Source organism: Paenibacillus sp. B01 (assembly GCF_009649995.1).
Taxonomy (GTDB): domain Bacteria; phylum Bacillota; class Bacilli; order Paenibacillales; family Paenibacillaceae; genus Paenibacillus_O; species Paenibacillus_O pasadenensis.
Window position 1 is genome coordinate 1,792,219 of record NZ_CP045802.1, and the last position, 13,365, is coordinate 1,805,583.

Here is a 13,365-nt window from a genome sequence, read left to right on the forward strand (position 1 = left end):
AGAACGCCCGGAATTGCCGGGCCTTCCCCAAATGTTCACAAACCGGATTGGTCGAGATGGAGCCCATCAAGTAAACTAGAGGGCGAGAGGAAGGAACGAAAGGAAGTGCCCCCGAGCGCATGAACGCCAACTCACGCAACGAATTCCCACCGGACGCCATACGAGCGGCAACGGCGCGGAAGCAGTCTCAAACCTCGCACGAGACCGAGCTCGCCGCAAAGCGGCCTCGGCCAGAGGCGCTCCATCGGCCTCGCGCCTCGGCGCCGCGCCCCCCGGCGCCCGGCCACCGCGCCTCGGCTCTGCGCCCTCTGGCGCCCGGCCACCGCGCCTCGGCTTCGCGCCCCCCGGCGGCCGGCCCCCGCGCCTCGGCGCCGCGCCCCGGCGGCCGGCCACCGCGCCTCGGCTTCGCGCCCTCTGGCGCCCGGCCACCGCGCCTCGGCGCCGCGCCCCGGCGCCTGGCCACCGCGCCTCGGCGCCGCGCCCCGGCGGCCGGCCACCGCGCTTCGGCGCCGCGCCCCGGCGCCTGGCCACCGCGCCTCGGCTCCGCGCCCCCGGCGGCCGGCCTTCGCGCCTCGGCGCCGCGCCCCGGCGGCCGGCCACCGCGCCTCGGCTCCGCGCCCCTGGCGGCCGGCCACCGCGCCTCGGCTTCGCGCCCCGGCGCCCGGCCACCGCGCCTCGGCTTCGCACCCCCCGGCGCCCGGCCACCGCGCCTCGGCTTCGCGCCCCCTGGAGCCCGGCCACCGCGCCTCGGCTCCGCGCCCCCTGGCGGCCGGCCACCGCGCCGCAGCCGCCGCCAAGCGGCCGCGGCCAGCTTCGCACCGGCGGCCCGGCGCCTCCCCGCGCGCCGCGCGCCTGACGCTGCGGCGCCTCAACGCCGCGCTGCTCGGCGTGCTGGCGCTGCTCGCGCTGCTGCTCGGCGCGCCGCAGCAGGCAGCGGCGCACGCGTCGCTGCTCGAAGCGAGCCCGGCAGCGGGCTCGCGGCTCGAAGCCGCGCCCGCCGAGGTGCGGCTCGTGTTCAACGAGCGCATCGAAGGCGCGGTCGGCGCGCTCGAGGTGCTGGACGGCAGCTCCGATCCCGTCACCGCCGAGCGGGCGAAGCTCAGCGAGGACGGGCTGACGCTGACCTTGCCGCTGCCCAAGCTGGGCGAGGGCGTCTATACGGTAAGCTACCGCATCATTTCCGAGGACGGCCATCCGGTCGGCGGCTCCTACGTCTTCGTCGTCGGAGACCCGCCCGCCGCGCGGGACGCCTCGACGTTCGACGTCCATGCCCAGCTCGGCCACGCCGGCCACGAAGAAGGCGGGCTGACGACGGCCAGCCTGATCCTGTACGCCGTGCGCTTCCTGTACTACGCGGCGCTCATGCTGGCCGCCGGAGCGGCGCTCTGGCCGCTGCTGTACCGGCAAGGCTGGTCCCGCATCCCCGAGCCGCTGCGCGGACGGCTCGAGCGGCTGCCGCAGCAGGCGCTCGTGCTCGCCGCGCTGCTCTACGTCTTCGTCGAGACGCAGCAGCTCATGATCGGCCAGCCGGCGTCCGAATGGAGCCGGCTGTTCACGGCTACGGCCGTCGGACAGAGCTATCTGGCGCTGCTGCTGCTCGCCTTTGCCGGCCTCGCGCTGCCGGCGGGCCGAAGCGCGCTGCGCTTCGTCTGGGCGCTGCCGCTGCTCGCGACGGAGGCGTGGAGCGGCCATGCGGCCGCTGCCGCGCCGCGCTGGGCGGCGCTCTCGCTCGATTACGTCCATCTCGCCTTCGCGGCGCTGTGGGCGGGCGGCCTCATGCTGCTGCTCGTCCTCTGGCAGGCGGAGCGCAAGGAAGCCGGACGCTTCGCCGCCAGCTTCTCGCGCATGGCCTGGATCAGCATCGTGGCGCTGACGCTGACGGGCATCGGCTTGACGCTCCTGTACATGACCAAGCCCGAGTATTTGCTGCTGACGCCTTGGGGCATCCTGCTGCTTGTCAAGACCGGGCTGGTCGTGCTCGTGGCGGGAGCCGGCTTCCTGATCCGCGTCCGCATGAAGCGGTCTGGCTTCCCGGGCGGCGCGCTGCTCAAGGCCGACGGCGCGCTGATGGCGCTCATCCTCGTCATCGTCGGCATTTTCACCTACATCAGCCCGCTTCCGGCCAACGAGCCGGTCGGCTGGCACAAGATGGGCAGCGAGATGCATGTGTCGATCCGGATCGCGCCGAACGTGCCGGGAGACAACGAGTTCACGGTCCGCATCTGGATGCACAAGAGCCTGGGCGATCCGAAGTCGGTCCAGCTGCGCCTCATGTCCGAAGACAAGCCGGAGCTCGGCGCGATCGAGATTCCGCTGGAGCCGTTCAAGGACGACGAGATCAGCACGTTCGAAGGCTACACCAAGACGGCCTACCGGGCCAAGGGCACGTATCTTCCGTTCGCGGGCCGCTGGACGGCCGAGGTCCGCGTCATGGACCCGAACGACGACGAGCGGGTCGAGCGCTTGAGCTTCCGCAATTACTGACGAGCGGCGACAGGAGCTGCGAGAGGAGCCGGCAGGCCGGCCGAGGAGGGGGAGACGGACGAGATGAAAGCAAGCACGATCAAAAGGCTCATCCTCTGGACGCCGACCGTCCTGACGGCGGCATGGGAATATGCCCGCCATACGTTCCTGTTGCCGTACGTGTCGATGGACACGGGCAACGTCATCAGTCCGATCCTCGTTTTTCTCGTCACGGTGACGCTGCTCTCCAAGCTGTTCGCCATGCTTGAGAACGTGCAGGAGCAGCTGCGGCGCGAGCAGGCGGTGAAGGCGGCCGTCCAGGAAAGGGATCAGATGGCCCGCGAGCTGCACGACGGCATCTCGCAGTCGCTGTTCCTGCTGTCGGTCAAGCTCGATCGGCTCGACCGGGCGGAGTCGCCCGAGGAGGTCAAGCAGGCGAGCGAGCAGATCCGCGGCACGGTGCGCCATGTGTACGAGGACGTGCGGGAGGCGATCGCCAGCCTGCGCTCGGCGGATACGGCGGCGGAGAGCGGCATGCCGTGGCTGCAGCCGCTGCAGGATGCCGCGGCCGAGCTGGAGGAGTCGGGGACGAGCACGGAGATCGACTGGCAGCTGCCCGACCTGCTGCTGACGAGCCGCGAAAAGGTCGAGCTGCTCGCGATCGTGCGCGAGGCGCTCATGAACGTGCGCAAGCATGCCTCCGCCTCGCTCGTGAGCGTCGCCTGCCGGCAGGTCGGAGCGGACGGCTTTCGCTGCGTCGTCGCCGACGACGGGCTCGGCGCTTCGCCGGGAGCCGAGTCGGCCAAGGGCCATTACGGCGTGCGCATGATGCGCGACCGCGCGGAAGGCGCGGGCTGGAGCTTCCGGTTCCAGAGCCCCCGCCCCGACCTGGAGACAGGCACGTCCGTCGAAATCATGCGCCAGCCGTCTGACGCCAAGTTGAAGCCATGAACATCGAGGAGGAAAGACGATGAATGCTGCCGAACGGAACGACCCGGTGCGGGTGCTGCTGGTCGACGACCATCCGCATGGGCGCGAAGGAATGAGGATGATCGTCTCGGAGGACCCTTTCTTCGAGATCGCCGGAGAGGCGTCGGGAGGGGAGGAGGCGGTCGCGCGCGCCGAAGAGCTGCAGCCGGACCTCATCCTGATGGACATCCGCATGCCGGGCGTCGGAGGGCTGGAGGCGACGTCCCGCATCAAGGCGTCGCTGCCGTCCGTCAAGATCGTCATGGTGACGGTGTCCGACGATATCGCCGACCTGTTCGAGGCGATCAAGCGGGGAGCCCAGGGCTATCTGCTCAAAAACCTGTCCCCGTCCGCCTGGCTCGATTACTTGCGGGCCGTCTCGCTCGACCAGGCGCCGATGAGCCGGGAGCTGGCGACGCGCATCCTGCAGGAATTCCTGCCGGGAGGGCGGGCCTCCGCGTCCGCGGACCCGCGGACGGCGATCCCTTCCGCTCCGCGGACGGCGGCGTCGACGCTGTCTCCGCTCACCGAGCGCGAGAAGGAGATCCTCGAGCGCGTCGCGCGCGGCGACTCCAATCGCGAGGCGGCGGCTGCGCTCGGCATTTCGGAGAATACGGTCAAGAACCATCTCAAGAACATCCTGCAGAAGCTGCATCTCGACAACCGGGTCCAGCTCGCGCGCTACGCCTACGAGAACGGGCTCATGGACCGCGGCGCAGGCGGAGGCTGAGTCGGCGAGAGGGCGGTCCGCACGGCGGCCGGTCCCACCTTCCCGAGCGGACGGCGGACCGGCCGTCGTCCTCATTTTTGTCAAGATCATAGCCCTTTCGGGTCATGTCCATTGCCTGCGGCGATCCTATACTTGTAAAAGAAAATCACGGACCAGCACAACAGTCCGACAGGAGGAAACAAGACATGAATCAACGCCGCAAAAGCGCGCTGTCCCGCAGCAAAGGGAGCGTCGCGGCTCTGCTCGCCGCGCTGTCGCTGTTCCTGATGGCCGGCATGGCGAGCGCCCATGTGACGGTATGGCCCAAGGAGGTCGCTCAGAACTCGTATGAGGTGTTCACGGTGCGGGTGCCGAGCGAGAAGAAGGACGTGCTGACGACCGCGGTCGCCGTGCGCGTGCCGGAGGGCGTGAACATCACCCGCACGCAGCCGCAGCCTGGCTGGAAGACCGAGCTCGAGCGCTCGGCCGACGGCAAGATCGAGCGCATCACCTGGACGGCGGAAGAAGGCCAGGGACTGGCCGTCGAGAACTTTACCGAGTTCAAGCTGTCGGGCAAGGTAGAGGCGGACGCGACCGAGCTCAAGTGGAAGGCTTACCAGACGTACAGCGACAGCAGCGTCGTCGAGTGGATCGGCGCGCCGGACGCCGACTATCCGGGTCCGGTCACGGCCGTAGGCGCCGGCGAGGCCGAGAGCGACGGCCATGGCCACGGCGCGGCCGAAGCGAGCCCGGCTCCGAGCTCGGCTCCAGACGCATCGGCTGCTCCGGAGGCGTCCGCCGCTCCGGCCGCCAGCGACGCCCCGGCTGTCGATCAGCCGCTTGCTCCGGCTGCGGAGAAGGACAGCCTGCCGCTGATCCTCTCGATCATCGCGCTGGCGCTCGGCGTCGTCGCCGTCATCGCGGCGTTCACGCGCCGCGGCGGCTCGAAGGGCTGAGCAGGCGGCCGAGCCGCCTGCGCCCCCGCATGGCTTCTGCCACCAGAACCCCGGACGGATCGAGCCTCTCGATTCGTCCGGGGCCATTTTTGCCCATCGTATAGGGGAGAAGGAAGGATGCCGCTGATGAAGGAAACGGAACAGGCGCCGCTGCCGCAAGGGACGGCCGGGCCCGGCCGCGCGGCCTTGCCTGCCGAATCGTCCGCCGGGCCTGAAGCGGCGGCTGCCGATGCCGGGCGGACGGAGCCCCTTCAGTTGCATTTTCTATTCGCTCTGGATATAATGAGCCAAGATATCCACCAGCATCGATGGAGACCAGTACGCCATGCCTGGCCCGACAGGGAGGGACCGCCGCCGATTGAGAGCGGTCCCCGGCAGCCAGCCGGCCGAATTCACTCCGGAGCTCGAGCCTTGAACGCGTCCGCCAGGACGCCTGTAGAGGCTCGCGGGCAGCCGTCCGTTATCCGGCCTTCAAGCAGCCCGGCGCATCCGCGCCAGGGACGAGCGGCTTTTCCGGCGGGTTTTCCGCCTCCAGGAGATGCCCCGCCCAGCGGCTGGAATCAGGGTGGTACCACGGTCCTTTCGTCCCTAGCGGAGAAAGGGCCTTTTTGTTTTTTCACAGCGGCTTGCGGCGGCAGCCGGAGCCAAGTCCGAAGGAGGCGTTAGCGATGAAGGAACGTTTGGAGGCTTTGCAGGCGGAAGCGCTGCAGGAGCTGCAAGGAGTCGCCGGACCGCAGGAGCTCGGCGAGCTTCGCATCAAGTATTTGGGCAAAAAGGGCGCGCTCACCGAAATTCTGCGCGGCATGGGCGCGCTGAACGCCGAGGAGCGTCCGGCCGTCGGCGAGGTCGCCAACCGCGTGCGCGGGGCGATCGAGGCCGTCATCGAGGAAAAGGCGGCGGCCTACCGGCGCGCCGAGACCGAGCTGCGGCTGCGCTCGGAGACGATCGACGTGACGCTGCCCGGCAGCGCGCTGCCGACCGGAGCGGTCCATCCGCTGAACAAGGTCGCGCAGGAGATCGAGGACATCTTCATCGGCCTCGGCTACACGATCGCCGAAGGTCCCGAGGTCGAGACCGACTACTACAACTTCGAGGCGCTCAACCTGCCCAAGAACCACCCGGCCCGCGACATGCAGGACTCGTTCTACATCACCGACGAGATCCTCATGCGCACGCAGACGTCGCCCGTGCAGATCCGCGCCATGAAGGCGATGAACGGCAAGTCGCCGCTCAAGGTCATCTGCCCCGGCAAGGTGTACCGCCGCGACGACGACGACGCGACGCATTCGTTCCAGTTCAACCAGGTCGAGGGACTCGTCGTCGGCAAAGGCATCCGCATGAGCGACCTGAAGGGCACGCTGCTGCAGTTCGTGCAGGAGATGTTCGGCAAGCAGGCGCGCATCCGCCTGCGCCCGAGCTTCTTCCCGTTCACCGAGCCGAGCGCCGAGGTCGACGTCACCTGCTCGCAGTGCGGTGGCAGCGGCTGCCGGATGTGCAAGCAGACCGGCTGGCTCGAGATTCTCGGCTGCGGCATGGTGCATCCCAAGGTGCTCGAGGCTGGCGGATACGATCCGGAGGAAGTGACCGGCTTCGCCTTCGGCATGGGCATCGAGCGGATCGCGCTGCTCAAATACGGCATCGACGACATCCGCCACTTCTACGCGAACGACCTGCGCTTCCTGAGCCAGTTCGAGCGGATGTAAGGAAAGAGAGGGGACTAGCGCCATGAAAATATCGACGAACTGGCTGGCGGACTACATCAGCCTTGAAGGGCTGACGCCGCAGGAGATCGCGGAGAAGATGACGTCCGGCGGCATCGAGATCGACGCCGTCGAGGCGATGGATAAAGGCGTAAGCGGCGTTGTCGTCGGCTACGTCAAGGAAAAGACGAAGCATCCCGACGCCGACAAGCTGAACGTCTGCAAGGTCGACGTCGGTGCCGGCGAGGACCTGCAGATCGTCTGCGGCGCGGCCAACGTGGACGCCGGCCAGCATGTGCCGGTCGCGACCGTCGGCGCGAAGCTGCCGGGCGGCCTCGCGATCAAGCGCGCCAAGCTGCGCGGCGTCGAGTCGCAGGGCATGATCTGCTCCGCCCGCGAGCTCGGGCTGAACGACAAGCTGCTGCCCAAGGAACTGCAGGAGGGCATCCTCGTCCTGCCGAAGCTGGAGCTCGGCCGGCCGATCGTCGACGTGCTCGACCTCGGCGCCCATGTGCTGGAGCTCGATCTGACGCCGAACCGCTCGGACGCGCTCAGCTACCTCGGCGTCGCCTACGAGATCGGCGCGCTCACGGGCCGTCCGGTCAAGCTGCCGGAGAGCGCCGTGTTCGGCGCGGCGGACAAGACGGCGGACCGCCTGTCCGTGCGCATCGACGCCCGCGAGGCTTGCGCGCACTACAGCGCCCGCTACATCCGCGGCGTGCAGGTCGCGCCGTCGCCGCTCTGGCTGCAGAACCGGCTGATGGCGGCCGGCATCCGGCCGATCAACAACATCGTCGACGTGACGAACTACGTCATGCTGGAATACGGCCAGCCGCTCCATGCGTTCGACGCGGACCGCGTGGCCGGTGGCAGCATCGTCGTGCGCTTCGCCCGCGAAGGCGAGGAGCTGGAGACGCTGGACGGCCAGCTGCGCAAGCTGCAGCCGCATATGCTCGTCATCGCCGACGGCGATCGGGCGATCGGCCTTGCCGGCGTCATGGGCGGCGCGAACTCCGAGGTGGACGGCGATACGACGAACGTCATCCTCGAATCCGCCAAGTTCGACGGCTCCGTCGTGCGGCGCACGTCCCGCCAGCTCGGCTTGCGCTCGGAGGCGAGCCTGCGCTTCGAGAAGGAAGTCGATCCGGCGCGCGTCATCCCGGCGCTCGACCGCGCGGCTTCGCTGATCGCGAAGCTCGGCAGCGGCCTCGTCACCGACGGCATCGCCGAGGACGTGGCGCGCACGTACGAGCCGGCCGTCATCGAGGTGTCGCTGGAGCGGATCTCCGGCTATCTCGGCGCGGACATCTCCAAGCTGGAGGCGCAGGCGATCTTCGGCCGCCTCGGCTTCGACTCCGAGGTCGGCGACGGGTCGATCCGTGTGGAGGTGCCGACGCGCCGCGGGGACATCTCCCGCGACGTCGACCTGATCGAGGAGATCGCCCGCCTGTACGGCTACGACAACATCAAGGCGACGCCGATCGTCGGCGAGACGACGCCGGGCTCGCTGACCGCGCCGCAGGCGGTGCGCCGCGAGCTGCGCCGCCGCTTGTCGGACGCCGGCCTGCACGAGGTCATCAGCTACTCGTTCACGGCGCCGGAGCGGGCGGGGCTGTTCCCGGACCTCGCTCAGGACGCGAAGCCGATCCGCCTGGCGATGCCGATGAGCGAGGAGCGCAGCGTGCTGCGCACGTCGCTGCTGCCGCAGCTGCTGGAGACGGCGGCGTACAACCGCAATCGCAAAAACCACGATCTCGCGCTGTTCGAGATCGGCACGGTGTTCCACACCGACGAGGAGACGCTGACGCGTCTGCCGCAGGAGAAGCATCGCTTCGCGCTGCTGCTGACCGGAGCGAGCCGCTCCGCCGCGTGGAACCGCAAGGCGGAGAAGGCCGACTTCTACGACGCCAAGGGCGTGCTGGAGACGATCTTCGCCGCGCTCGGCCTGAGCGGATCGGTCTCCTACGAGGCCGCCGCTCCGTCCGGCCTGCATCCGGGCCGCACGGCCGCCGTCAAGCTGGACGGCGAGCGCGGAGCGGAGACGATCGGCTACGTCGGCCAGCTTCATCCGGAGCTGCAGCTGGAGCTCGGCCTTGACGACGTCTTCGTCGCCGAGCTGGAGCTGGGCGCGCTGTACGATGCGGCCGACCGCTCGATCGTCTACCGCACGCTGCCGCGCTATCCGGCGGCCGACCGCGACATCGCGGTGACGGTCGACGAGACGGTGCCGGCGGCCGCGCTGGCCGCCGCTGTCCGCGAGGCGGCCGGCGAGCTGCTGGAGTCGGTGCGGGTGTTCGACGTCTACACCGGAGAAAAGCTCGGCGCCGGCCGCAAGAGCGTCGCGCTGGCGCTCGTGTACCGCCATGCGGAGCGCACGCTGACCGACGAGGAGGTCGCGGCGGCGCATGCCGCGGCGGTCGCCGCGCTGGAGCAATCTTTCTCCGCGGAATTAAGGAAATAGGCAGGAAACGCAGGAAGCCGCATCGAAGTAATCCCGCGAGGGAGCTGCCGATGCGGCTTTTCCTTGTCTGGAGGGGCGCGGCGAAGCCGGAAGGCCCTCTGGATCGTTCTTATCCACATGGATCTTGACGCCCTGAGACGGGCGATCGAAATAGACGGGCAGCAGGAGAGCAGCTCAACGAGCAACGGGAGGATACCGCCTTGAAGGAAGCCGATCGCTTGAGAGTAACGGTCGATATATACGGACATCAATACCGGTTGACGGGTCATAGCAGCTCGGATTATATCCGCCGGGTCGCGCAGGTCGTCGACGAGAACATGCACAAGCTGGCCAAGGGCTACCCGCGGCTGGACATGCCGAGGCTGGCGGTGCTTGCGGCCGTGCATATGGCGGAGGACGTATTCCGCTTGCGGCAGGACAGCGAGCTGCTCAAGGAGGAGCAGAGCATCCGCAAGACGCTCATGGGCGAGCTGGACAAGGCGCAGGCCGCGACGGAGCAGGCGCGCGAGGAGCTCGCGCGGTCCGAGCGGCGGGCGGCGGAGGAGCTGGAGCGGCTGCTCGGCGAGCGCGAGGCGGCGGAAGCCGCGCTGCGCGCCGAGGCCGAGGAGCGGCTGGCCGCCGTGCAGGAGGCCGTCAAGGAGGAGGCGCAGCGGCTGGAGCGCCAAAGCGCCGAGACGGCGGCCGAGCTCGAGCGGCGCTGGCGGGAGGAAAGAGAGCGCCTGATCGAGGAGAACCGCGTCCGCGCCGAGGAGCTGGAGCGCCGGCATGAGGCGGAGCGCGCCGAGGCCGCGCAGATGCTGGAAGCGGAGCGGCAGGAGTGGGAACGGCTCTACGAGGCGGAGGCGAACGAGCGCGAGTCGCGGCTTGCCGAGGCGATGGCGGAGGCGGAGCGGCGCCATGAGGCGGAAAAGGCCGCCGCCCGCGAGCAGCTCGAGACGGAGCGGCGCCGGCTGGCGGTGCAGCTGGAGGAGAGCCGCGCGGAGCTGGAGCGCCGGCTCGAGGAGGAGCGCGCCGAGGCGGCCGGCGTCTTCGAGCGCGAGCGGGCGGAGCTCGCGGCGGCGCATGCGGCCGAGATGGCCGCGCGCGAGGAAGCGTTCGCCGTCCAGCTCGCGGAGCTGGAGGAGCGCTTGCTGGAGCGCATCCATGAGCTTCAGGCGCTGCATGCCGGCGAGGCCGAGGCGCGCGAGCGCGAGCGGGCGGAGCTGGAGCAGCTGTACGAGGCCGAGTGCCGGGAGCGCGAGCAGGAACGCGCGGCGCTGCTGGAATCGAAGCGGGCGGAGCTCGAGACGCTCGAGGCTCGTCATCTGCTGCGCGTCGGCGAGCTGGAGGAGCAGCTGCTCGCGGCGCGGCAGCAGGGCGAGCGCAGCCTCGCCGAGCTTCGCCTGCAGCAGCGGGCGGAGCTCGAGGGCGCGCTTGCCGGCCGCGAGGCCGAGCATCGCGGCGAGCTGGAGCGGCTGCGCGCGGAGCAGGAGCTTCAGCTCGCCGAAGCGCTGGAGCTGGCGCAGGCGACGGAGGCTGAGCTCCAGTCGCAGCTGACGGAGAGCGCTTCCGCGCTGGAGGAGGCTCGCCTGCAGCTCGCCGCGCTGGAGCAGCGGCTGCAGCAGCAGCGCCAGGAGCAGCAGCGGCAGCTGCAAGAGCTGCAGCAGGAGCAGCTGCAAGTGCTGCAGGAGCTGCGCCAGGAGCAGCAGCAGGCGCTGGAGGCCGAGCGGCAGCAGCTGCAGGAGCGCCAGCAGGAGCTGGAGGCCGAGCAGCAGCAGCTGCAGGCCGAGCGCGAGCGCGGCAGCCGGCTTGAGCTGAAGCTTGCCGCCGAGCGGACCGGACGCGAGGAGGCGGAGCGGCTGTTCGCCGAGGCCGGAGAGCGGGCCGAGGCGCTGGAGCGCGGCGAGGCCGAAGCGCGCGAGCGGCTCGGCCTTGCCGAGGAGCAGCTCGAGGCGTCGCGCCGCGAGCTGGAGGCGCAGGCCGGCCGCGCCGCCGCGCTGGAGGCGGAGCTGGAGCGGCTGCGCGCGGCGTCCGCCGCCGAGCGCGAGGCGGCCGCGAGCGAGCTGCGCGAGGCGCTGGAGCGGGCGGCCGGCGAGATCGGCCATGCGCGCGAGCAGGCGCAGGCCGAGGCGGCCGAGCAGGTGCGCGCGGCCGAGCGGCGCGCGGAGGCGCTGCAGGCGTCCGCCGCCGAGGAGGCGGAGCGGCTGCGCCGCGAGGCGGGCGAGGAGCTGGAGCTCGCGCAGCTTGCCGCGCAGGAGGAGCGCGAGCGGCTCGCCGCCGCCCATGCGCAGGAGCGCGAGCGGCTCGCTGCCGCCCATGCGCAGGAGCTGGAGCGGCTTCGCGCTGCAGCCGAGGCCGAGCGCATCGGCGGCGCGGAGCGTCTGCGCGAGCTGGAGGAGCGAGCGGCCGGCGAGGCCGGCCGGGCGGAGGAGGCGCAGAGCCGCCTCGCCGGGCAGGGCGAGCAGTGGGCCCGGGAGCGGTCCGGCCTGGAGCAGGAGCGCGACGCCGCCCGTCGCGAGCTGGCTGAGGCTCGCGACGACTGGTCCAAGCGGATCGCGGATGCCGAGGAGCATCTGATGCTCGTCATGGAGCAGGAGGAAGCCCGCGGCCGGCTGCTCGGAGAATCCCAGCGGCTGCTGCGCTCGACGCAGGAGGAGCTGGAGCTGTCCCGGCAGCGGACGGCGGAGCTGGATGACCGGCTGCGCGAGACGGCGAGCCGCCTGCAGGAAGCGGTCGCTTCCCGCGATGAGGCCGAGGCCGCCCTGCGGGAGCGGCTGGCCGCAGCCGAGGCTGCCCGGGAAGCGCTGGAGCGCCGCCTGTCCGAGATGACAGGCCAGGCCGAGGCGCTGCGCGAGCAGTCCGAGCGGGACTGGCAGCGGCAGCTGGACGAGGCGGCCGCCGAGCGCGAGCGCCTGAGCCGTCTTGTCGCCGAGCAGCAGGAGCGGCTCGAGCAGCAGTCCCGGCTGGAGGCGGACCGCGCCGAGGCCGAGGAGGAGCTGCGGCGCCAGCTGGAGCTCGCGCATCGGGAGGCCGCCGTCTCCGGCAGCGCGGTCGAGCGTCTGGAGGATGCGATGCGTCAGCTGGAGGAGGAGCGCACGGACAGCCGGCAGGATCTCGGCGAGCTGCAGCGCGACAACGAGCGGCTGACGACGGCCTACGACAAGCTGCGCACGGAATTCGAGCTGCTGCGTACCGAATATTCCAAGCTGCAGACGGAATATAACGAATGGATCGAGCTGATCGAGCAGAGCTGACGCCTTGAAGCGTGTCCGTCTCGAGCGGTCAAAAGAGGAGCCTTGCGGGCCGGAAACGGCATCCCGCAAGGCTTTTTCATTTCCCACAGGCGCAGTTGGAATAGAAAAGTCCCCCGGTGCCCAAGCACTTTTCTCCCTGTCGCCGCTTCCCTATATCCTCTAGTATTTAGGTGAAATAGACAATTTTAGCTCTTTGACAATGAGGAGAATCAGGAGATTGGACCTAGGGCTGCGGGCAGCCTTGCCTCGCTTGTTCCCGTGCCTTGCGGCATGCCGGTCCTTTTCTCCTGCAGCGCGTCCCCGCGGCGCGCGCCGCATCTTCGCTCATTCCCCCCACCACGACTTCCTTCGAGCCGTTTCGCCGGCGAGCTTCCATCCACTCTTGACGAAAGGCGGTGCCCTCGCTCCTGCGGCCTCCGGCCGCGCTGCGTCCGAACTCCCGAACCGATCGCTACCATTCCCAAGAGGAGAGTGTCCTTATGTTCAGAGAAATCCACAAATCCAAAATCCACCGCGCCGCCGTCACCGAGGCGAACCTCCACTATGTCGGCAGCATCACGATCGACCAGGACCTGCTCGATGCGACCGACATCTGGGAAAACGAAAAGGTGCAGGTCGTCAACATCAACAACGGCTCCCGCCTCGAAACCTACGTCATCCCCGGCCCGAGGGGCTCCGGCGTCATCTGCCTGAACGGCGCCGCCGCTCGGCACGCGCAGCCCGGCGACCTCGTCATCATCATGTCCTACGCGATGATGGCCGAGGAGGAAGCCCGCGGCTACGTCCCCAAGGTCATCGTCCTCGACGCGGACAACCGGATCGCGTCCGCCTCCTACCGCGAGCTCCATTCCACGACGATCTAGCGGAGGACGAC

Annotated in this window: 8 protein-coding genes; all 8 read left to right on the forward strand. The window is 69.7% G+C overall.

What is annotated here, in order from left to right:
• Positions 1-888 precede the first annotated feature (888 nt).
• The 8 genes from GE073_RS07820 (at position 889) to panD (ending at position 13,354) form a co-directional block, all read left to right on the forward strand.
• A complete protein-coding gene (locus GE073_RS07820) occupies positions 889-2,484 on the forward strand; it encodes a copper resistance CopC/CopD family protein (RefSeq protein ID WP_228551359.1) in 1,596 nt (531 codons plus the stop codon).
• 63 nt (positions 2,485-2,547) lie between these two features.
• Positions 2,548-3,414, forward strand: coding sequence for a sensor histidine kinase (locus GE073_RS07825; RefSeq protein ID WP_028599900.1), 867 nt, complete (start codon positions 2,548-2,550; stop codon positions 3,412-3,414).
• A gap of 19 nt (positions 3,415-3,433) precedes the next feature.
• A complete protein-coding gene (locus GE073_RS07830; protein WP_028599899.1) occupies positions 3,434-4,162 on the forward strand; it encodes a response regulator in 729 nt (242 codons plus the stop codon).
• Positions 4,163-4,347: 185 nt separating this feature from the next.
• Positions 4,348-5,097: a YcnI family copper-binding membrane protein gene (locus tag GE073_RS07835; RefSeq protein ID WP_194843304.1), complete on the forward strand. Its 750-nt coding sequence runs from the start codon at positions 4,348-4,350 to the stop codon at positions 5,095-5,097.
• 668 nt (positions 5,098-5,765) lie between these two features.
• Entirely contained in the window at positions 5,766-6,800 is a 1,035-nt protein-coding gene (gene pheS, locus GE073_RS07840; protein ID WP_153783175.1) for a phenylalanine--tRNA ligase subunit alpha, read from the forward strand.
• A gap of 22 nt (positions 6,801-6,822) precedes the next feature.
• Complete coding sequence (pheT, locus tag GE073_RS07845; protein ID WP_153783176.1) at positions 6,823-9,258, forward strand: phenylalanine--tRNA ligase subunit beta; 2,436 nt, start codon at positions 6,823-6,825, stop codon at positions 9,256-9,258.
• Positions 9,259-9,458: 200 nt separating this feature from the next.
• A complete protein-coding gene (gene zapA, locus GE073_RS07850; RefSeq protein WP_153783177.1) occupies positions 9,459-12,491 on the forward strand; it encodes a cell division protein ZapA in 3,033 nt (1,010 codons plus the stop codon).
• Positions 12,492-12,970: 479 nt separating this feature from the next.
• Positions 12,971-13,354, forward strand: coding sequence for an aspartate 1-decarboxylase (gene panD / locus GE073_RS07855; protein ID WP_153783178.1), 384 nt, complete (start codon positions 12,971-12,973; stop codon positions 13,352-13,354).
• Positions 13,355-13,365: the final 11 nt, after the last annotated feature.

Coding starts and splice junctions, on each gene's coding strand:
- GE073_RS07825 (WP_028599900.1), top strand. CDS start 2,548: ATGAAAGCAAGCACGATCAAAAGGCTCATCCTCTGGACGCCGACCGTC.
- GE073_RS07830 (WP_028599899.1), top strand. CDS start 3,434: ATGAATGCTGCCGAACGGAACGACCCGGTGCGGGTGCTGCTGGTCGAC.
- GE073_RS07835 (WP_194843304.1), top strand. CDS start 4,348: ATGAATCAACGCCGCAAAAGCGCGCTGTCCCGCAGCAAAGGGAGCGTC.
- pheS (WP_153783175.1), top strand. CDS start 5,766: ATGAAGGAACGTTTGGAGGCTTTGCAGGCGGAAGCGCTGCAGGAGCTG.
- pheT (WP_153783176.1), top strand. CDS start 6,823: ATGAAAATATCGACGAACTGGCTGGCGGACTACATCAGCCTTGAAGGG.
- panD (WP_153783178.1), top strand. CDS start 12,971: ATGTTCAGAGAAATCCACAAATCCAAAATCCACCGCGCCGCCGTCACC.